Source organism: Muribacter muris, assembly GCF_004569585.1.
Taxonomy (GTDB): domain Bacteria; phylum Pseudomonadota; class Gammaproteobacteria; order Enterobacterales; family Pasteurellaceae; genus Muribacter; species Muribacter muris.
In genome coordinates this window covers 50,581-72,469 of sequence record NZ_SPPA01000013.1, presented here as the reverse complement: position 1 = coordinate 72,469, position 21,889 = coordinate 50,581, and the positions used below count along the sequence as shown (strand labels likewise).

Sequence of the window (21,889 nt, the reverse complement as noted above, 5' to 3'; positions counted from 1 at the left end):
GTTTCCATGCAAAGCATACCAGGTTATTCCCTGTTTAAATAACAAGGAGTTTATCAAAAGATGCAGTGGATCACTTTTCGATGATCTTACTGCATCAGCCTGGCGCATTTTTGCATGATCATTAACACGCATTACCAATTCATACAAGCCATAAGGTGCTTGTTGTTTGATGTGATAGTAAGAAGATAATGTGGGTTGTGTATCGGTATCAATCATCAAAACGTTAAGCCCGTGATCGGCACAAAATGCACTGATATTAGCGACATTAGTTGATTTTGTTACACCACCTTTTGTGGACATAACGGTAACAATAAATGGTTTTTGGAAAGTTTGAACGCGCATAATTAGATTCTCTCGAAAGTAAATTAAGAAAACCTAAAAGGAATGTTATAGCGAATTTTTTGAATGGTGCCCGAGGCCAGACTTGAACTGGCACGCCTCGAAAGGCGAGGGATTTTAAATCCCTTGCGTCTACCGATTCCGCCACTCGGGCAATGGAGCGGGAAACGAGGCTCGAACTCGCGACCCCGACCTTGGCAAGGTCGTGCTCTACCAACTGAGCTATTCCCGCATAGATTTGATGTTAAATGGTGCCCGAGGCCAGACTTGAACTGGCACGCCTCGAAAGGCGAGGGATTTTAAATCCCTTGCGTCTACCGATTCCGCCACTCGGGCAATGGAGCGGGAAACGAGGCTCGAACTCGCGACCCCGACCTTGGCAAGGTCGTGCTCTACCAACTGAGCTATTCCCGCTAAAAAACGCTACTGAGTAAGTAGCGTTTTGATGTGGTGCATTTTAGCGATTTAAGACGTTCTGTCAAACGAAAATTTGCAAAAAATGTGTGTTAGTCTAAAAATCAGACTTTTTGCCGAGTTTTTGTTAATTTTGTCTCCGTTCCGACCGCTTGCAAGGCTAAGCGGTTAGTTGTTCGAGCAAGTCGGTGATAAATTTCAAACGCACTTCGGCACTATCAAGGGGTTTGGTAAACTTGAATTTCAGTGGCCCGTCAAATTTATAGACATTTTTTTCTTGCTGAATGAGCTGTAAGAAACGTGTCGGGTCAAGGGCGGCATTCGGTTTAAATTCCAAATAGCCGCCTTGCAGACCGGCTTCCACCTTTTTCAGTTGCAACTGTTTGGCTAGCTGGCGTAATTGGGTGATCTGAAAGAGGTTTTTCGCCGCACTCGGCAGTAAGCCGAAACGGTCAATCAGCTCGACTTTAAGGGCTTGTAAACTTTGTGTATCCTCGCTGCTGGCGATCCGTTTGTAAAATGATAACCGCATATTGACATCCGGCACATAGTCGTCGGGCAGTAATGCCGGCACACGTAGTTCAATATCGACTTGCTGTTGCGTGATTTCATCGAGGGTAGGTTCACGCCCTTCCTGTAAGGCTTTCACCGCATTTTCCAGTAAATCCATATAAAGTGAAAAGCCGATGGATTCAATTTGCCCGCTCTGTTCGCTGCCAAGCAACTCGCCTGCACCCCGAATCTCTAAATCATGAGTGGCGAGCACAAATCCTGCCCCTAAGTTGTCGATCGTGCTCATTGCCTCCAGCCGTTGTTCTGCCTCTTTGGTGAGGATTTTCGGGTGTGGTGTGAGCATATAGGCGTAGGCTTGGTGGTGGGAGCGTCCCACACGCCCTCGCAGTTGGTGGAGCTGTGCCAAGCCGAATTTATCCGCCCGTTCAATGATGATAGTATTGGCACTCGGCACATCAATGCCGGTTTCGATAATGGTCGAACAGACCAACAAATTAAAGCGCTGGTGATAGAAATCGGACATTACACGCTCCAATTCCCGTTCCCGCATTTGACCGTGCCCGATAACGATGCGGGCTTCCGGCACTAATTCTGCCAATTTCGTTGCACAATTCTCGATCGTTGCCACGTCATTATGCAGGTAATAAACTTGCCCGCCACGCAAAATTTCACGCAGAATGGCTTCTCGGATAATAAGTTCATCGCTTTGGCGGACAAAGGTTTTGATCGACAAACGGCGAGCCGGCGGGCTGGCGATGATAGACAGATCCCGCATTCCGTTTAATGCCATATTGAGTGTACGGGGGATCGGCGTGGCGGTGAGGGTGAGAATGTCAACATTGGCACGCAGTTGTTTAATCCGCTCTTTTTGGCGGACGCCGAAGCGGTGTTCTTCGTCAATCACCAGCAAGCCTAAATCACGGAAAATCACATCGTCTTGCAGCAATTTATGCGTGCCGACTAAAATATCCACTTTGCCTTCTGCGGTACGGGTAAGAATATCTTTCTGCTCTTTGGCGGTTTTAAAGCGGGAAAGCACCTCAACTTGCACCGGCTGATTGGCAAAACGATCTTTAAAGTTCTCATAGTGCTGTTGGGCGAGCAAGGTGGTTGGGGCGAGAATAGCGACTTGTTTGTGGTTCATTACCGCCAGAAAGGTTGCCCGCATTGCCACTTCGGTTTTGCCGAAGCCGACATCGCCGCACACAAGCCGATCCATCGCTTTCGGCTGGCACATATCGCTGATTACCGCGTCTATCGCCAGTTTTTGATCGTGCGTTTCTTCAAACGGGAAGGTCGCACTGAATTGGCGGAACGCCTCTTTGTCGTATGTAAACGCAAACCCTTTTTGCGATTCCCGTTTGGCGTAAACGTCCAGCAGTTCCGCCGCTACATCACGAATTTTTTCCGCTGCTTTTTGACGGCTTTTCGCCCACGCTTCACTGCCTAATTTGTGTAATGGGGCGTTCTCATCACTGCCGCCGATATAACGGCTGATTAAATGCAACGAGGCAACCGGCACATAGAGTTTGGCATCGTTAGCATAGTGCAGAACAAGGTATTCCGCTTTCACGCCGCCGGCATCTAAAGTGGTTAATCCGGCGTAACGTCCGACCCCGTTTTCTAAATGTACCACCGCTTGCCCGATTTTTAACTCGGCTAAGTTGCGGATTAAGGTGTCGGGATTGACGGTTTTTCGCTGTTTATGTGAACTTCGCTGCTGAATTTTTTCGCCCAACAGATCCGTTTCGCAAATAATTGCCAATAACTGACCGCTTGCAGCTTCAATCATAAAGCCTTGGTCGAGGTTGCCGATCATCAAATTAAGCGGATCGAGTTTATCGGATAAGGTTTTGATCTGCTTCGGTTTTATGCCTAACGGCGAGAGTAAATCCAACAAGGTTTCCCGCCGTCCTTCCGACTCCACGGAAAACAGCAGAGTGCCGTTGAACTCGTGGTAAAACTGTTGGAACAACGCTAACGGCGTTTTATGGTGAGGTTGAACGGCAATCGCCGGCAACGGGTGAAGATTGGCATTTTGCTTGGTGGCGGACGGCTTTAGCTTTTCACTCGTTAAGCTCAAACGGGGATAATGCTTCAACGATTGATTAACCTGCTCCGGTGTGAACCAAAGCATTTCCGGCGGCAGCAGCGGGCGCATCGGATCGACTCTGCGGCTCTCAAAACGTCTGCCGGTGTCTTGATAGAACTGTTCTGCTTTGGCTTGAATGGTGTCGAAGGTGATGAATAGCGTATTGGGCGAGAGATAGTCAAAGAAACTCGCCATTTGATCGAAAAAGAGCGGCTGCCAATATTCAATGCCAGCATTCAAAATCCCTTTGCTGACTTGCTGATAAATATGTTCAGGCTCACGGCGGATTTCGCCGAATTGTTCACGGAATTTGCCGCGAAAATGCTCAATACCGTTGCTATCTGTCGGGAACTCGTGGGCAGGTAGCAGATTGATGCTCTCAATTTCCTCAATTGTCCGTTGGCTGTCCACATCGAAGGTGCGGATAGTGTCAATTTCATCGTCAAAAAAATCTAAACGGTAGGGCAGAGCCGAACCCATCGGGTATAAATCAAGTAGCCCGCCCCGCACGGCATATTCACCGTATTCCAACACCTGCTCGACTCCCCGATAGCCCGCATTTTCGAGCTGCAAGCGTAATTTTTCAATCGAAAACGCATCGCCTTTTTTAATCAATAACACATTATTAGCAAGGTAGCTCGGCGGGCAGATTTTTTGCATTAAGGTATTGATCGGCAACAGGAAAATCTGTTTTTTGCCCTGTTGTAGCCGAAACAGAGCGGACAGGCGTGCCGAGATAATGTCTTGATGCGGGGAAAAATTATCATAGGGCAGCGTTTCCCAATCGGGAAAAAGCTGAACCGCAAGCTCGGTAAACGCCGGCAGGCTTTTCTCTAACCGTAAGGCGGTACGGGAATCGGGAGTAATCACCACGCTTAAGCCGTTAAATTGTGCTGCCGCCTGCGCAATGGCAAGGGTATCGGCGTGGCCGATTAAGTTACCGAGGAGTTGGTGATCTTGGTGTGAGCCGCCACTTTTCGGCAGCGTGAATTGAAGTTGGAAAGACATAACAAGCGGTTCGATTCGATGAATAGTTTGCAAAGACGCTAGTTTACTAAAGCTGCCCCTATTCTGCAAAAGATCGCACCGATCAAACCGCTTGTTTCTTAGGTTACCATTGGTAGCCGACTTTTAAACTCACCGCTGCTTGTTTCCCGATTTCATTCCCTTTAATGTAGTTCAAGTGGGTGGCGATTTCCCATTGATTAAATTTTACATTTAGCCCAAGTTCGTGGCTGAGGTAGCGTCCGAACTGCTGACGGAGCGAATGTTGGTTCACTTTCACCGTATCAGCGGCTAATGTTTTCCGAGGGGTATTCACATAATAGCTGGCGAAAGACGGGCTAAGGTAAATGCCGTTCAGTTCAAAGGTTTTGTCGATCTTAATGCCGAGTTGGTAGCTTGGCAATGAAATCGATTTGATCGCAATTTGAGCTTGGTTAAGTTCATAATTGACACTAGAGAGACGATGATAGCGTGCGCCGATAGACGGTTGTAACCGAAAGCTCGCTAAATCCCATTGTTTAGCGAGGTTGAGTCCGACACTGTAAATATGGCGGTGGAAACGGGCTTGTCTGCCATCTAAATCGACACGGTTATTGGCTTGACCTAGGTTAAGATCGAGTGTTGCTAGCAGACCGTTTGCCGATTGAGCTTTGAGATAACCGCCGAACAGTGTTAAATCGCTGCGACCGCTACCTTGCTCGAAACGGTTGTTGGCACGGGATTGGGATAATAGCGCACCAATCTGGAGAGCGTCATTCAGCGCAGTTGCCGCACCTAATTGAACTAGGTTGCTCTCTTGGCGGAAAGTGCGATAGTTGGACGATTGGAAGCGAGCATTTTGTGCTTCGCCGTTTACCCAAACACTTGACGGACTTTCATTGTAAGTCAGCAAATGGCGATCGAACTGATGCCCAATGCGTAATAACATATTCGTTTGAGCGGTTAAATCCGATAATGCTAAATTTGAATAGCGACTGATCCCTTCCGCTTGGGATAATTGTGGCGGTGGGATGTCGGCTGTTTCTGTACTTTTTGCCTCGGCACTGACCGCTTGTTGTAGCTCACGTATTTCTGTGCTGCCATCAAGGTTTACGATCGGCTGATCGGCGTTTGATGTGTCGGCTTCGGCTTCGGCAACCGTTGCAAGAGGTTGCTCGGGAGCGGCTGCTTGTTGCGGCTCACGTATTTCTGTGTTGTCATTGAGGTTTGTGATTGACCGCTCGGTGGTTGATGTGTCAGTCTCGGTAGCCGTTGTAATATTTTGCTCGGAATTGACCGCTTGCGTTGTATCTTGTTGGATAGCTTCAGCTTGTGCGAGCTGTTGTTTGGCTTCCTCCTGCTCTGAAATAAGGCGATCGACTTCCGCTTGGGCATTGGCAAGCCGTTGCATTTCAGGGCTGTTTTCTGCCGAAACCAGTGCGATTGAACGGCAGATATTTTCTGTTTGCCCTGCATTAAGACAAAGTCGTTGTGCCTGTTCAAGAACTTGGGCGGAAACCGATTGATGTTGAGCCGCCTCTAAGGCGTGTTGAGCGGCTTGCGCCTCACGTTTTGCTTGCGCTAAGTTGGCTAAGGCAATACGCAATTCTTCACTTTTTTGATTAAATCGCTGCTGAGCTTGTTTTAGTTGCTGCTTTGTATGGTTATTTGGAGATATGATGATACGTCTGCCAAAGTACATAAAATAGGCATTATTACGGCTATCTCGCTCTGCTTTATTTAGTTGTTGAGCAGATTGCTGTTTTTCCGCCGAGAGTCGCTTTGTCTCACGATCTAAGCGAGTGATATCTTGGTTGGCTTGCGAGAGTTGATTTTGTGCCTCTTGAAGCGCTTGAGGGTTATGTGGATTTTCCTCCTGTGCTTCACGCAATGGGCTGTATAAGTGATAACGATTATGCTGGTTTCGCAGAATATAACGGTATGCCCCTAAATCGACATAACCATTTTCCAAGCCAAATTTTACTTGATACTTGTTTTGTCTAGCATTGCGTAGTTCGACTAGATTGGGGGATTGTATCACTTTCGGTTCTGCGCCGGTATTTTTGATACCGAGTTGATATTGACCGGTTGCAATGCCGTTTACGATCAATTTATCCGTTTGCGCTTCGGCAAGATTTGTCAGGAAGTCAAAGCGTCCGTTGCCCGATAAGTTACCATTAACAGTTAACGTGCGGTAACTGTTAATCGTGGAACGGCTATTTGAGCCATCAAATGCTGGATTAAGTGTAAGGCGAGCATTATCCATTGCTAGATGGATTAAATTGCTGTTTTCCCACATTGTCCAACGGCTGTGTGGGGTGAGACGAACCTCTGCTTTATCTTTTGCTTGAATTGTGCTGAGGTAATGGGCTTTCCCTAGTGTAAAACGGCTATTATGTAAGAGATTAATATCACCGTTGATGTTGGTGGTCGGGATACTGTCTAGCACATTTTGCGGTAATTGCACATTATGTTGGCAAGTAAGGCGGTTTTCGTAATCGGAGCGGATACAGACAGGCGTTTCGTCCTGTACAAAGCCAATGTGCAAGGTGGCATTATCTTGGAGGTGGAAATTGCCGGTAACTTGTTGCACATTACGTCCAATGTAAAGGCGGGCGTTGTTCTCTAAATGGGTTGAGGTTGCTTTAAAAGATCGGTTAAGCCATTGAGTGTGGCTGAAGGTCTCTTTGAAGTTTCCGTCAATGTATTGGCGAGCTTTTGGCTCAGGTTTTCCTGAAAGTAAAACCGTTCCGCCAAGAATATTAAATTTACCGTTAATATTTGTACCGCCGGAAATGAGGTGTGTAGTGCTGTCATCAGTGTCATATATGACGTTCAGCTTGCCATTCGGCTTACTTTTATCCTGTTCGCCAAAATAGCCATTGAAAGCGGTATTGAACGGCGTATCAATACTTCTTCGGTTGTTTGCACGTTTTAGGGCTTCTTCGACCGCTTGTTGTCGGTTATTGCCGATATATTCCCACGCCGAGTTACTGTTTTGATCAAGCGGGAAGTAAGTGGACGGATCGCCGCCTGGCTTGAGTAAGAAGTAATCTAAGCGGTTACTTCGATGATTATTCACATATTCGTAGACAGTGATCTCACCTAGAGGAGATTTTGCCCATTGCCCCCATTCAATATCGCTTTGGGTAAAAGGGGAGACCTGGTGTTGCCGTATATATTCATTTAAGACACTTTGCGTGACATTCCGTTTATTGTTTCCCAAGTATTCCCAAGCGTGATTACTGGCAGCGTTTGTTGGGAAATAATTATTAGGCGATTGTCCTGCTTTAAGTCGGAAATAGTCAGATCGATTATTACGCCAAGGATTTATATATTCGTACAAGGCGAGTGCGGTTTTCGGTTGTTCGCCCCAGCTCACCCATTCAATGCTTTCAGCCGAAAGTGGTTTACCGCCGGTAATGGTAACGGACGCTGTTTGAGTGGTATTGTGATTGACAATGTTTGCGCCCTCATCAACATTCTGAATACGGCTAAAGGTGATGTTATTGCCGTTGAGATCCAAACGTCCGCCACGGTAGCCAAAATAGATGTTGTTGCTTCGGACTTGATTTGCATCATTTAGTACGACCGTTGCGCGCCCACTGACAATTCCCACTCGTTCAAAGGCTTGCTGCTGTCCTTGGCTGTCTGCCCGTTGGGCTAGAATGACTTTGCCTTCTCCGATGCTGATATCCCCCTCATTTTTACCCATACCGTTGACATAGAGCGTACCAGCGCCAATTTTAGACAGGCGGTCATTTTTCGGGTTTGAAACCTGCCAATTTACCTGTTTATTCTCTGCCACCGATATGCCTGCACCAATCCACATTTGATCCGATTGTGGCTTTACCGTGAAATCTTGGTTAAAGTATAATGCGCCTGCGCCTTGATGAATCGTATCATTTAGCACCAAGGTGCCTGATTGCCCCGAAATATGTAGCGTTTTACCACGAGCGAGATCATTTGCGGTTTGAGTGGTGTGTGGAATATCTATTGTAAGGCGTTGCTGACCATTGTTTTCTACGAGGGTACTGACTCCTGAGGTCGCAGACCAGTGAAATGTGGCGTTAGGAGAGCGGTTGGTAAATTGTATCTCGTCATCTTGTTTTGATTGACGAATAAAATTAGGTTGCGTAATAGCATAGCCGTTAAGATCCCCTTTTTCACCCGAAAAGACGCTTTGTACGCCGGCAACAACCCATTTATTTTGTTGTTTATCAAAGACAAAAAGAGGTGAACCACTATCGCCCGGCATACCGTAAGTAGTCATTGGACCGTTACTATTGCCAAAAATATCGCCTCGGAAGAATAATAATGTCGAGTGCGTTTGGGTAGGCGCAAGATTGACTGTACCACCACCGGTAAGGTATTGGTAAGCGCCACTTAACCGAGTCGGATTTCTTTGCTCGTCTCTGATACCTTGCGTACCAGATCCTACTCTGACAAAGAGCGGAAAACGTTGGTGATCTAAGTAAGGGGCTGAATTGATTTTGCCATCGGCTCTTTCGGTAATTGGTGAGAGAGGGAATGGGGCGGTTTCAGTAACAAGTTTGTGTAGGCGAGGGGCGTGGTAGTCAAAAGTTGGATGGTTATTTCGGTCAACAATATGGTAGGAAAAATGATGAGCGTCATTGTGAGAACCGGGCGAACCAAATTCTACATTCTGATAGCCTACATTATGTTTAACGCTTGTAACATATTGTGGATCGACGAGAGTTGCGATACCGCTGTTACGGTTAACCGCACTAAAGTCGGGCATTGGTATGTTTTGCATCATTGTCCCAACATACTGCCCGCTCTGATTATAGATCGGGATATTTTGGGCATTAGGTACAAACTGACCTTTATTTTCGGCAAAATCTCGAAAATATTGGTAGCTAATATCATTACGAACAAGTGATGAATAGCTAGGGGAACTCAAAGCGAGCGAAAGTACGGTAGCAAGAAGAGTTTTATTAAAATGAGGGGAGAGAGACATAGACATAGAAGAACCTCCTAAATAGGTAAGAGAAAATCAAAGTTTTCTATGTCATTTTCATATTTTTATGTTGCAGATCAATGGGATAAAAGTAATATAATGTAATTGTAGTGTAGGTTTGTTATTTTATGTAATAGTTATAAAGGATAAGTAAATTTCCCCCTTGCTTTAACTTGCAAGGGGGTTATGTGAAAACGAGCAGTAAAATATTTTTCTTATCTCACTGCTTATTTATCTGATTATTGTGTTTTACGCTGAAACACCCTCCCCAACGGCAAAACCACCGCACAGATAATCGCACCGATCAATATGCCTAGAATAAGGTCGGCGATACCGGAAAATGCGGAAGGTAAATTTAGGCTTTCGATAAAATGATGGACTGCGGGCAGCGAATGGGTGAAGATGCCGCCGCCAACGAGGAACATTGCGATTGTGCCGATAATGGAAAGGGATTTCATCACCCAAGGCATTACAAATAATAGTCCTTTTCCGACCGCTTGCGAGAACCGGTTGGGCTTTTTCAGCAGCCATAAACCGATATCGTCTAATTTCACGATCAGCCCGACCAAGCCATAGACAAAAAGTGTGATACCCACCCCAATCGCCGATAACGAGATAATTTTGGTTAATGTCGCCGACTCTTGGACAACCCCTAGAGCGATGATGATAATTTCGGCGGATAAAATAAAATCGGTGCGAATTGCCCCTTTGATCTTATCTGCTTCCGACAATGGCTGAACGGCGGGTTCATCATTATGAGACTTTTTATGGAGAAATTGGTGTAGCAGTTTTTCTACGCCTTCAAAACATAAATAAGCTCCACCGAGCATTAGCAGTGGGTTGATGAAAGACGGCAGATAAATGGAGAGCAACAACGCAATCGGGATTAAAATTACTTTGTTGAGCAATGAGCCTTTTGCCACCGCCCAAACAATCGGTAATTCCCGCTCCGGTTTAATATCTTTGCCGCTCACTTGGTTAGCATTTAAGGCTAGATCATCGCCAATAACCCCCGCCGTTTTTTTGGTTGCCATTTTGGTCATTACCGCCACATCGTCCAGTACGGCAGCAATATCGTCCAACAAAGTAAATAATGAGCTAAACGCCATTTCAAAATCCTATCAAATTACCATAAAAAAACGGGCAGATTTTACTCTGCCCGAATAAGGAATAAAAGGAATTTATTTTTTAAGTGCTTATGTCTTGCTTACGCTAAGTCATAGGCTTATATTGAACTAACTTTTGTAAAGTCGCAAATGCTTTTCCACTGGTCAGAACAGCTTGCACTCGCTGAACATTCTGTTTTAGATCCGCCTCGCCGAATAAACGCATTAGCATTGCGGCATTCACTGCCACCGCATCAATATGCGCTTTCTCCCCTTTGCCTTGTAGTAAGGCTAAAATTTTTTCGGCATTTTGGTGCGGTTCGCCCCCTTTTAACGCATCAAGAGAATGACGTGCCACCCCGAAGTCTTCGGGCGTTAGCGTGAAGTACTCAATGTGCCCCTGTTTGATCTCCGCGACCTGAGTTTCACCGTGTACCGCCACTTCATCAAGCCCCGAACCGTGTACGACTAGACTATGTTGATGCCCTAACCTTTTGACCGTTTCCGCATAAGGTTGAATCAAGCTCGGACTATAAACCCCCAGTAGCTGATGCGGCGGGCGTGCCGGATTCACCAACGGCCCGAGAATATTAAACAGGGTGCGTGTTTTGAGTGCTTGGCGAACCGGAATAGCGTGCTTAAAGCCCGAATGGTATTGGGGAGCAAACAAAAAGCACAGCCCGATTTCATCTAACGCTTGGCGTGCCGTGTCGGCATTGATACTCACCTCTACACCGAGGGCGGTGAGTAAATCACTTGCACCGGTTTGGCTGGAAACGCTACGGCTGCCGTGCTTGGCAATTTTAAACCCCATTGCCGCCGCTACAATCGCACTGGTGGTGGAAATATTGATGGTATTAGCACCGTCCCCGCCTGTGCCGACAATATCCGCAAACGGATAATCAGGGCGAGGAAAAGGCATTGCATTTTCCAAGGTCGCCGTTACCGCACCGGCAATTTCCGCTGCCGTTTCCGTTCTCACTTTTAAGGCAATCAACGCCCCGGCTAACTGCTCGGAAGATAACTCCCCCCGCATAATATGTTGAAACAGAGCGTGTGCTTGAGCTTGAGTGAGAGAATGACCGTTAAAAAGTCGCTCTAATAATTCGTTGTGTTGCATAGTGTTTTTCCTTTGGCGATCAAATGGAACGATGGACTTGGTACTCCAAATCAGTGGCTTCATTGCCGGTCATTCCCCGAAAGCCCCAACAATGCTCGGGCTGTTCTTTAATTGTGATTTCGACATCGAGGGGCAAAATCCCTAACCGCTGATGAAACATACTGAATAAGCCCTTAATCAAGCGTTTTTTTAATTGCTCCGAACGTCCCTGCATTAAATTGATTTCAATGACGATAAAATGCTCGCTGCGGTTAATCGGCGGGAAAAAGTTCTCCGCTTCCAGCAAATCGAAGCGTAAAGCGTGGCGACCTTTAGGCACGCCGAGCGTCATCTCTAAACATTCAAAAATCACCTCTGCTACGGCGTGTCGGCGAGGGGTAAGGGTGGATTTTAAACCATATACGCTAATCATTTTTTGACTCCAATAACCATTCAATACTTTGTTTCAGTAATTTTGTCCCCTCCACCGTTAAGATGGATTCAGGGTGAAATTGAAAAGCACAGATTTTCTCTGTGCGGTGGCGGATTGCCATCACGATCTCGCCAAAACGGGCGTTCACTACCAATTCCGCCGGCAAATTATCTCCCATTAGTGAGTGATAACGGGCAACCGGCATCGGATTTTGAATACCGTGAAACATTGCTTCGTTATCGTGCTGAATACGGGACACTTTGCCGTGCATCACCTGCCCCGTATGCACTACTTGACCGCCGAGCGCTTCAATAATCGCCTGATGTCCAAGGCAAATGCCAATCATCGGCACTTTGCCTTTCAATTTTGCAATAATCGGCAATAAATGACCCGCTTGTTGCGGATTGCCCGGTCCCGGCGAGAGCGCAATAATTGCCTGTTCGGTCTGCAATGCCCGTTGGATAAAATCGTCAAGGGGATAATCGTTGCGAAATACCGTTACCGAATGCCCCAGTTGGCGAAATTGATCGACTAAGTTGTAACTGAATGAATCGAAATTATCAACAAATAATACCTGTGCCATTTTAATTTCCCCCTGCGTTTGCCGTTTGATTTACTGCGCCGATCGCATTTAACACCGCTCTGGCTTTATGACGGGTTTCATCGGCTTCCGCTTGCGGATCAGAGTCCAACACCTCGCCGCAGCCTGCTTGCACATACGCCACACCGTTTTGTACAAAGGCGGAGCGGATTACAATACAGGTATCCAAATTGCCTTGTGAGGTTAAATAGCCGACCGCACCGCCGTAGCTGTGCCGTTTTTGGCGTTCAAATTGATAGATCAACTGCATTGCCCGAATTTTCGGCGCACCGGTTAATGTCCCCATATTCATACAGGCTTGATAGGCGTGCAAAGCGTCCAAATCGCTTTTGAGCGTGCCGACAACCCGTGAAACCAAGTGCATAATGTGCGAATAGCGATCAATTTGCATTAAATCGGCGACACGGCGAGAGCCCGCCTCGCACACACGGGCAATATCGTTACGAGCTAAATCCACCAACATCAAATGCTCGGCAAGCTCCTTTTGATCTAAACGTAGTTCCAACTCTAAACGGGAATCCAATTCCGGGTCGATCCGCCCTTGTGCATCAAAGCCACGGGGACGAGAGCCGGCTATCGGGTAAATTTCAAGCTGACGGCTCGGCTGCGAATATTTCAATGCACTCTCTGGCGATGCACCAAATAAGGTGAATTGTTCGCCCCGCATAAAAAACATATACGGGCTTGGATTAGTGATTTTGAGCTGGCGGTAGCTGGCAAGCGGGTTCGGGCAAGCCAAGCTGAAACGGCGGGAGGGGACGATTTGGAACACATCGCCGAGGTTAATATGCTGTTTCAGATCCGAGACAATTTGCTTGAACGCGGTATCATCTAAATTCACACTCACTGTTTTATCCGCCGGGTATGACTCAAAGGGCAAAACCGTCGTATTTGCACTTTTTTGCGTATAATCGACCGCTTGTTGTGCCAATTTTTCCGCTTGGCTTGGCGCAAAGCAGAAGGTGTGGAGCGTTGCCGTCTGTTGTTGATGATCGATAAAGACCAACTGTTCGGCTAAATAAAAACTGTAATCGGGGCAGGTTAAACCGTCATCTTCCAAGCAAATATTGTCCATCGGGATAAATTGAGCGACCAAATCATAGCTGAACAGTCCGCCCAAATAGACGGGGGAGACCGCCTCGGCAAATAGTTGGCTGACACACCGTAAGCCGTCAAAAATGGTGGTTGTTTTGAGCTTGCTGTCCTCATCAAGCGCTTCGTTTACCGCCGGAAACACGGCGTGCAAGCGGTCATTTTCGGCGGAAAATGTGCAAATCGGTATCGGGGTTAAGGCTAAAAGTGCTTGGGCAATCTCCGGCAATACTGCCTGCCCGTTTGCCGTTAATGCCTCAAACGTTACCTGATTTTGATCACAGAAAATATGCACCGCCGATTGTGCAAATAACAAACTTTTGACGCTGTTTTTGCTTTGAATTTCTGCCGAATCCAACAATAACGTGTGCGGGTTATCTCCGCAAAGCCGATGAAAAAGCGAGGTCGTATCCGAATGGTAAGCCAAAGGGGTATGCTGAACCTGTACAAACATAATATGCTCCTTAAATTTTGAACTATTAAACTAGTACAAAATTATAAAGTCAAGCAAAATTGCCATTTTTTTGCAACTTGACGGCTAAACCAGTAAACTTAGGCGATTTTGATTACTTGGAGAATAACAATGGCAACGCCTCAATCCGGCATTACCTTAACCCATCGCAAAGCGGGTATTTTTTTAGAAGCTCAAGTGCAAGAGCTCGCCCCGCTCGCCGACCGTATCCGTACCCTTCACCAACAATTTAACGATTTGCAACAACAATATTCAGACGTACCGTTAGGTTTAACTCTTGCCTTTGGCGACCGCATTTGGAAGCAGTTGGCAGGGCAGTCCGCCCCTGAGTTAAAGCCCTTTACACCCTTTGGTCAAGCAGGCAAAGAATATGCGCCGGCGACACAGCGTGATCTGTTTATCCATATTCAATCGGATCGTCCCGATCTCAATTTCAGCATTGCGTTGATCGTGGTTGAACAGCTAAACGGTATTGCCACGATTGAAGAAGAAATTCACGGTTTTCGTTGGGTTGAAGAACGGGATTTCACTGGATTTATTGACGGCACGGAAAATCCTGCCACCGATGAAAAATTACGCGATGTTGCTCTCATTACAGAGGGCGAAGATGCCGGCGGCAGCTATGTGCTGACCCAACGTTACCAGCACCAGTTAGCAAAATGGCACAAAATGCCAGTTGCCCGCCAAGAGCAGGTTATCGGGCGCACTAAAGCGGATAGTGTGGAACTTGACGATGTGCCGCCGCATTCCCATGTTGGACGGGTCGATTTAAAAGAGAACGGCAAAGGCTTAAAAATTCTCCGCCATAGTATGCCATACGGCACGGCAAGCGGGGCGCACGGCTTGTATTTCCTCGCTTTTTCCAAACGTTTGCATAATATTGATCAGCAGCTAAAAAGTATGTTTGGCGAATTAGACGGCAAAACCGACCGCTTGCTCGGCTTCACCCAAGCAATGAGCGGCAGTTACTATTTTGCCCCGAGTCTTGAACGGCTTCTTTCCCTCTAATTTCACTCGGTTTAGGGTATGCCAAGTACCCTACTACCCCTATTTTTGTACTTTCGCATTACGATAGCCCGCTGCTGTGGCACAGACTTGCATTTTGTTCGTTTTAATCTGAAGCCGTTTGGTACGTTGGCTACATAATGCGGCAAAATTCAGGTAAAATGCGCCCCCTATTTAAAACGATAAAAAACATTCACATTTTTCACAGAGAGGTAATAATGAGCTTTGTTGTTGGACAACGTTGGTTAAGTGAATCGGAAAATAATTTAGGACTCGGCATTGTTACCGCAGTCGATCATCGCACGGTGAGCATTGCCTTTCCGGCTGCCGATGAAGTGCGGGTTTATGCGGTTGCCGTTGCCCCGCTTACCCGTGTTCAATTCCAAAAAGGCGATCGGATTAACAGTGTGGACGGCTGGCAGTTGGACGTTGATGATGCGGTGGAAAATCAAGGCAATTTAATCTATTTGGGTAAACGGGTCGATAGCGGCGAAGATTCCGTGTTACCCGAAACGCAGCTCGACCATAAAGTGAGCTTCAGCAAACCGCAGGATCGGCTTTTTTCCGCCCAAATTGATCGCAGCGACCGTTTTTCACTTCGCTACCGTGCCTTACAACATCAACAAGCTCAATTTCAATCTGCATTGAGAGGAATGCGGGGGACGCGTGCCAGCTTGATTCCACACCAATTACATATCGCTAAAGAGGTGGGACAACGCCTTGCACCGAGGGTATTACTGGCAGACGAAGTCGGCTTAGGTAAAACCATTGAAGCCGGTATGATCTTGCAGCAACAACTGTTTGCCGGACGGGTTGAGCGGGTATTGGTGCTAGTGCCGGAAAGCCTTCAACATCAGTGGCTGGTCGAAATGCTACGCCGTTTCAGCCTGCATTTCTCGCTTTTTGACGAAGAACGTTGCGGCGATTTCAGCAAGCAGGACGATAGCGGCAATGATGTGAGCGAAAATCCGTTTGAAACAGAATCGTTGGTGATCGCTTCGATTGACTGGTTGGCTAACAACCCGCAACGTGCCAAACAAGTTGCCGACAGCCCGTGGGATATGCTGATTGTTGATGAAGCTCACCATTTAGAATGGCACGAAAACGAACCGAGTATTGCCTATCAATTTGTTGCGCAACTGGCAAAGCAGATTGCGTCCGTGTTATTGCTGACGGCGACCCCGGAACAACTGGGGCAAGAGAGCCATTTCGCCCGCCTTGCCTTACTGGACTCGGATCGTTTCTACGATTATCAAGCCTTTGTACAAGAACAAAAGCAATATCAGCCCGTTGCCGATGCAGTGGCAACCCTGTTAAACGATAAACCGTTAAGCAATGCGGAACAAAACAGTATCGGCGAGCTGTTAGCCGAGGAAGACGTTGAGCCGATGCTGCGGATTATCAATGCAGAAAATTGCAGTGCCGAGCAGCGTTTAGAGGCTCGCCAAGAGCTGATTGCCGAATTGATCGACCGCCACGGGACAAGCCGTGTGCTATTTCGCAATACTCGTCAAGGGGTAAAAGGTTTCCCGCACCGTATTTATCACCAAATCACGCTGACAATGCCAAGCCAATACGCCAATGCGCTTAAAGTAATGGGCTTGATGGGCGGCAATAAAAAAGCGGATTTGCTTTACCCTGAACGCTTGTTCCAACGAATGAACCCGGCGGCAAAGTGGTATGATTTCGACCCCCGCATTGAATGGTTAATCACTTTCTTGAAAAATCACCGTGATGAAAAAATTCTCGTCATTTGTAAACAAGCAGATACAGCGATTCAACTTGAACAAGCCCTAAGAGAAAAAGAGGCGATCCGCTCCGCCGTGTTCCACGAAAAAATGTCGATTGTCGAACGGGATAAAGCTGCGGCGTACTTTGCTCAACAGGAAGAGGGCGCACAGGTACTAATTAGCTCTGCCATTGGCTCGGAAGGACGAAATTTCCAATTTGCCCGCCATTTAGTGCTGTTTAATTTGCCGGATAATCCGGATTTATTGGAGCAGAGTATCGGGCGTTTGGATCGTATCGGACAAAAACACGACATTCAAATTTATGTGCCGTGTTTTGAACACTCCGCTCAAATGATTTTAGCCGAATGGTATCAACGAGGGCTAAACGCATTTGAAGAAACCTGCCCGATGGGGGCAAATTTATTCCGTGAGTTCGGCACGGAATTGGAGGCATTTTTATTTAACCCACAACCCTCGGCAGAGTTTGACGACTTTATTACGCAAGTACAAAAACGCCGCCGGCAGCTTAAACTTGCCTTAGAAAAAGGGCGGGATCGTCTGTTGGAGATCCACTCTAACGGCGGCGAAGCGGCTCAACAGTTGGCGCAAGCGATAGCCGAGCAAGATGAAAATCCGCAACTGATCCAGTTTGCACTGAATTTATTTGATGTTATCGGATTAGAACAGGAAGATTTGGGCGAAAAAAGCATTGTGATCAGCCCGACCGGTCATATGCTTGTGCCGGATTTTCCGGGGCTTTCCGAGGAAGGCTGCACAGTTACTTTCAACCGACAGCTTGCGTTAATGCGGGAGGAGCTGCAATTTTTAACGTGGGATCACCCGATGATCCGCCACGGTATCGACTTAATCACCGGAGGCGATATTGGCAAAAGTGCCGTCTCTTTGCTCATCAATAAACATTTGCCGGCAGGGACATTGTTACTAGAGATGATTTATATTGTTGAAGCACAAGCGCCGAAAGGCTTACAACTTACCCGTTTCTTACCACCAACGCCGATACGCATTCTACTGGACAATAAAGGTAACGATATGGCGGCGCAAGTCTCTTTTAGCGGCTTGGAAAAACAGCTCAAACCGGTTAATAAGCAAATGGCGAATAAAATAGCCAAAATGGCACGCACGGACATTGAAAAGCTAATTCAAATGGGTGAAGGGCATATTGCCGAAAAAGCACAACAGCAGATTGTCCAAGCTAAACAAGCCGCGGAGCAGACATTAAGTGCGGAGCTACACCGTTTAACCTCGTTACAAGCGGTGAATAAAAATATCCGAGCCGATGAAATTGCTGCTCTTGAGCAAATTAAAGCGGACTCGCTCGCTCAACTCGGCAAAGCGAATTGGCGACTTGATAGCTTGCGGGTGATTGTCAGCAATCAAGCCTAACAAGCGGTGGGTTTGAGGGGATTTTTTGCAATATAAAAACGGCAAGCAACGCTTGCCGTTTAATTTAGAACTTAAAATCCTGCTTGCTTCTCTAATTGTTCTACCAAGGCATCATCAAGGTTTAACGCTTCGGCAAGCTGCGATAAAAAGACAATTTCCTTGCGGGATAGATCTTTGCATACCATACGGGCAGCTAAATAGACTTGTGCGGCAAGTGCGGTATCTTGCCCCACAAGTGTTGCAATTTCTTCTACTGAAATCGGCTGACGCACTTCGTGGGCTAACCATTGTTGAAATTCTGGCACATCACCACCTTCGCGCTGGATCGCAGCTAATTCTTCATCATCTAAATGCCCGTCTGAAAGTGCTGCGGTAATCATTGTGCGTAAAATGACCGCGCCGCTTTGCTCATTTTGTGCAGCAGTTTCAAAGGCATTTTCGCTTAATAACCCTGCTTTGTTCGTCTGATTGCTTTGGTAGTCTTGATAGGCTTTGTACGCCATACTGCCCAAAACCGCCAGTGAACCTAATTTCGTTAAGTTAGCCCCGCCGTTGCGCCCCAATACCATTGATAAAATCCCCATCAATGCCGCTCCGCCGCCCACTTTGGCAATCGTATCGGTATTGCCGGCTTTTATTTCAGCGGCTGAATTTTTTGCCGAATTGAGCACCGAGCCTAAAATCCCGCCTAAATCGGCTTTTCCTTGATTTGCAGTATTGCCGACTGATTTAAGTACGCCGTTCAAAATGTCATTAAAATTCATAAAATGCTCCTAGTGGTTGATAAAAGGCAGACCTTAGACAATACATTATCAAAAAAGTTGTTTATCGAGCAAGCGGTGAGATTGAGCGCATATTTTGTAAAAATACACATTATTCTTTTTCTGAGAGTTTATTTTGCTGACCAATACCAAATTTAAGCAATAGATAATATTATCTCGTATAGCCTTGATAGTTAATCAGGGTTGAAATTAAGTATGGTATATCGGATTTTTTTGAATGTTCAAATTTCAAATCAATCTTAATACATACACGATATAATAAATCGGCTAAATAGGCTTGTCTATTGACAGTTGCCTTGTCAGATAATTTGACAACTTCTATATCATAGTGGGTAAACATTATTTTCTTCGGCTTTTTTTCAATCGATAATCTCATTTCATTACCGAGCGCATCAAATAGTTCGTATGATGTTATATCATCAGGTTCAACATAACGTTCTAAATCAGATACCGTAGCAAATAAATTAATATCACCATTATCATTTAGAATAAAAGGTAAGTTCATTTTTTATTTCTCAATTAATATAAAATAACGCTCTTTCAACATTCATCTAGTTCCCATATCCACTTATTCCAACCAGAAGGTGAATGTAATAATTGATTCGCTAAGGATTGATTTACAACATAATGATTTAATGTAAGAGAAATAAAACCATCATTTATATTCAATAATTTATATCCATTATGACTTAAAGCGATAAAGCTACCAAATTCTTCATAGACCAGTAAAAAATGGATAAGCTCTTGTATTTGAACTTTATTGAGATGTAAATGATAGCGATTTATTGTGTTTAGCCTAAGTTCTTTTAAAGAAAATAGATTTTCATCAAAAGGCTTATCTATATATTTTAGCCCTAATATTCGGGCTAAAATATATTTAGATTCACTTAAACAGCTAAATAAAGAGGAGAGTTGAAAATATACCCTATCACTGTTTTGAGTGATCCAATCACAAATATTGGCAGCAACGAATATTAAAGCAGTCGCCTCTTTTTCGGTATTTAAAAAAGAGAATTTATTATCCTGATTTTGCTCTTTAGGGTAAATACGTTTCCATTCATCTAGATATAAATGGTGTTTTGAAATAAACTTATTGAATATATTTGTTCTTTCCATATAGGGTCAGTCCCTTTTCTAAGTAATCAATATACCCGTTAATTTCATCTTCATCGAAATCAATAAAATTTATATCGGGATTTTCATCTTCTAAAAGAAATCTAAGCCAGTAAATTAACCGCTGAATATCATCTTGACTCATTAAGCGCTTTAATTTATCTATTCCATTAAGATAACCTAATAGCCAAACAAAACCGTCAAAGAAATCAATGATACTCTCATCTATGAATTGTAAATACCTACGTTGCGCTATGGGTAATAAATAATATATGCCCTCCCAATTAAGATCGGAAGACACACTTCTAAATCGGCTAAAGTCTATTTCAGAACCCGGTGTCAGTGATGCAAGATAATCATATTCTTCAATATCTTCAGGTCTGGTTATTTTGACGTATTCTCTTGGGTATTTCGTTATTGAAGCGGGGAAGTTTTTTAAAGGAATTAACATATCTTGTATAAAATTTTTTGAAAGATGATTTATACGATGCTCAAGATTTTTATTCATAATATATTAGCTCTATTAAGGATAAAGGCTTCTTTTTATTAAATGAAATTAACGCTATCTCTTGCGAAATATGAATTAAGATGCTCACTCTCCACTATAATCGCTTTTAGTCGGAAAGACAATTCGCTTGCTGCAAGTTTAATCTCAAATAATTTCCGCTATAACTTTTATTCTCTTCGCAAACCGTTTTTTGCTTTATGTAAAAAAACAGATGAAACCGACCGCTTGTCGGGATAAAATTCATCATCAACTTAACCGGAATATATATTTTTAATGATAAAACCAACCTTCCTTGAACTTCGCCATTTAAAAACATTGATTGCCTTAAAAGAAACGGGGAGCGTGTCATTGGCGGCCAAACAAGTGCATCTTACCCAATCGGCATTATCTCATCAGATTAAACAACTTGAGGAACAATACGATCTGATAATGTTTGAACGCAAAACGCAGCCAATTCATTTTACGCCCGCCGGCGAGCGTTTGATTAAATTAGCCCACGACATTTTACCGAAAGTGGCGGAGGCGGAATTGGATTTAGTGCGTGTAAAGCAGGGAGAAGTCGGAGAGTTACGCATTGCGGTGGAGTGCCATACCTGTTTTGACTGGCTGATGCCGGCGATGGATAGCTTTCGTAAAAATTGGGGGTTGGTTGAGTTGGATATTGTGTCGGGTTTTCATACCGATACAGTGGGGCTATTGCTCTCCCACCGTGCCGATTGGGCAGTGGTAGCGGAGAAGGAAAATAATAGCGATATTATTTACAAGCCGCTCTTTGCTTACGAAATGGTGGGGATTTGTTCTAAGGATCACCCATTGGCACATCAAGCGGTCTGGAATGCGGAAGATTTTGCAAATGAAACACTTATTCACTATCCCGTGCCGGACGATATGTTGGATCTGCTCCGCAAAGTGTTGCACCCTGCGGGGATCAATCCTAACCGCCGTACCAGCGAACTGACCATTGCCATTATTCAACTGGTTGCCAGTAAAAGAGGGATTGCTGCGTTGCCTTATTGGGCGGTGAAACCCTACTTGGAGAGAGGCTATGTTGTCGCCCGTAAAATTACAGAGGCGGGGCTATACAGTAATTTATACGGAGCGATTCGGGAAACCGACCAACATATTGCTTATATCGAGGATTTCCATAAAACCGTTACGGAAGAGAGTTTTGCTACCTTGCCGGATTTATTGCGTTTAGAGAGCTGACTTTGCCGCAAAGAA

Annotated in this window: 15 protein-coding genes and 4 tRNA genes; 3 read left to right on the top strand and 16 right to left on the bottom strand. The window is 45.5% G+C overall.

The genetic code is table 11. From position 1 onward, the window contains the following. The 12 genes from E4T80_RS07055 to E4T80_RS07000 all read right to left on the bottom strand — a co-directional run. A partial coding sequence (locus tag E4T80_RS07055) for a ParA family protein (RefSeq protein ID WP_135056596.1) occupies positions 1 to 342 on the bottom strand: 342 nt, incomplete at its 3' end. Between the two features lie 64 nt (positions 343 to 406). Next, positions 407 to 493: transfer RNA gene (locus E4T80_RS07050), tRNA-Leu, on the bottom strand. 2 nt (positions 494 to 495) lie between these two features. Then, positions 496 to 571, bottom strand: a tRNA-Gly gene (locus tag E4T80_RS07045). Positions 572 to 588: 17 nt separating this feature from the next. Next, positions 589 to 675: transfer RNA gene (locus tag E4T80_RS07040), tRNA-Leu, on the bottom strand. Positions 676 to 677: 2 nt separating this feature from the next. Beyond that, a tRNA-Gly gene (locus E4T80_RS07035) sits at positions 678 to 753 on the bottom strand. A gap of 160 nt (positions 754 to 913) precedes the next feature. Continuing rightward, on the bottom strand, positions 914 to 4,366 hold the full coding sequence (gene mfd, locus E4T80_RS07030; protein WP_135056593.1) for a transcription-repair coupling factor: 3,453 nt from the start codon (positions 4,364 to 4,366) through the stop codon (positions 914 to 916). 103 nt (positions 4,367 to 4,469) lie between these two features. Continuing rightward, complete coding sequence (locus tag E4T80_RS07025; protein WP_135056590.1) at positions 4,470 to 9,329, bottom strand: S6 family peptidase; 4,860 nt, start codon at positions 9,327 to 9,329, stop codon at positions 4,470 to 4,472. 233 nt (positions 9,330 to 9,562) lie between these two features. Beyond that, entirely contained in the window at positions 9,563 to 10,432 is an 870-nt protein-coding gene (locus tag E4T80_RS07020) for a DUF808 domain-containing protein (protein WP_135056587.1), read from the bottom strand. A 103-nt stretch (positions 10,433 to 10,535) separates the two neighbouring features. After that, a complete protein-coding gene (gene trpD, locus E4T80_RS07015; RefSeq protein ID WP_135056584.1) occupies positions 10,536 to 11,549 on the bottom strand; it encodes an anthranilate phosphoribosyltransferase in 1,014 nt (337 codons plus the stop codon). A 19-nt stretch (positions 11,550 to 11,568) separates the two neighbouring features. Beyond that, entirely contained in the window at positions 11,569 to 11,961 is a 393-nt protein-coding gene (locus tag E4T80_RS07010; protein WP_135056581.1) for a tautomerase family protein, read from the bottom strand. Continuing rightward, positions 11,954 to 12,544: an aminodeoxychorismate/anthranilate synthase component II gene (locus E4T80_RS07005; RefSeq protein ID WP_135056579.1), complete on the bottom strand. Its 591-nt coding sequence runs from the start codon at positions 12,542 to 12,544 to the stop codon at positions 11,954 to 11,956. The genes E4T80_RS07010 and E4T80_RS07005 overlap by 8 nt, the downstream gene beginning before the upstream one ends. A gap of 1 nt (position 12,545) precedes the next feature. After that, complete coding sequence (locus E4T80_RS07000; RefSeq protein ID WP_135056576.1) at positions 12,546 to 14,108, bottom strand: anthranilate synthase component 1; 1,563 nt, start codon at positions 14,106 to 14,108, stop codon at positions 12,546 to 12,548. A 129-nt stretch (positions 14,109 to 14,237) separates the two neighbouring features. On the opposite strand from E4T80_RS07000, the gene E4T80_RS06995 reads away from it, so the two are divergent. Then, the gene (locus E4T80_RS06995) at positions 14,238 to 15,134 is read left to right on the top strand and encodes a Dyp-type peroxidase (RefSeq protein ID WP_135056573.1); all 897 of its coding nucleotides are present in this window, start codon (positions 14,238 to 14,240) and stop codon (positions 15,132 to 15,134) included. Between the two features lie 215 nt (positions 15,135 to 15,349). Then, the gene (rapA, locus tag E4T80_RS06990) at positions 15,350 to 18,265 is read left to right on the top strand and encodes an RNA polymerase-associated protein RapA (RefSeq protein ID WP_135056570.1); all 2,916 of its coding nucleotides are present in this window, start codon (positions 15,350 to 15,352) and stop codon (positions 18,263 to 18,265) included. A gap of 71 nt (positions 18,266 to 18,336) precedes the next feature. On the opposite strand, the gene E4T80_RS06985 is transcribed toward rapA, so the two are convergent. The 4 genes from E4T80_RS06985 to E4T80_RS06970 all read right to left on the bottom strand — a co-directional run bounded on the left by E4T80_RS06985 (position 18,337) and on the right by E4T80_RS06970 (position 20,668). Continuing rightward, the gene (locus E4T80_RS06985; protein WP_135056567.1) at positions 18,337 to 19,029 is read right to left on the bottom strand and encodes a tellurite resistance TerB family protein; all 693 of its coding nucleotides are present in this window, start codon (positions 19,027 to 19,029) and stop codon (positions 18,337 to 18,339) included. Positions 19,030 to 19,198: 169 nt separating this feature from the next. Then, positions 19,199 to 19,552: a hypothetical protein gene (locus E4T80_RS06980; RefSeq protein ID WP_135056564.1), complete on the bottom strand. Its 354-nt coding sequence runs from the start codon at positions 19,550 to 19,552 to the stop codon at positions 19,199 to 19,201. A 35-nt stretch (positions 19,553 to 19,587) separates the two neighbouring features. Then, positions 19,588 to 20,163, bottom strand: coding sequence for a hypothetical protein (locus E4T80_RS06975; RefSeq protein ID WP_135056561.1), 576 nt, complete (start codon positions 20,161 to 20,163; stop codon positions 19,588 to 19,590). Next, complete coding sequence (locus tag E4T80_RS06970) at positions 20,138 to 20,668, bottom strand: hypothetical protein (protein WP_135056558.1); 531 nt, start codon at positions 20,666 to 20,668, stop codon at positions 20,138 to 20,140. Before E4T80_RS06970 ends, E4T80_RS06975 begins: the two co-directional genes overlap by 26 nt. A gap of 276 nt (positions 20,669 to 20,944) precedes the next feature. On the opposite strand from E4T80_RS06970, the gene E4T80_RS06965 reads away from it, so the two are divergent. After that, on the top strand, positions 20,945 to 21,874 hold the full coding sequence (locus E4T80_RS06965) for a LysR family transcriptional regulator (protein ID WP_047976738.1): 930 nt from the start codon (positions 20,945 to 20,947) through the stop codon (positions 21,872 to 21,874). Positions 21,875 to 21,889 lie beyond the last annotated feature (15 nt).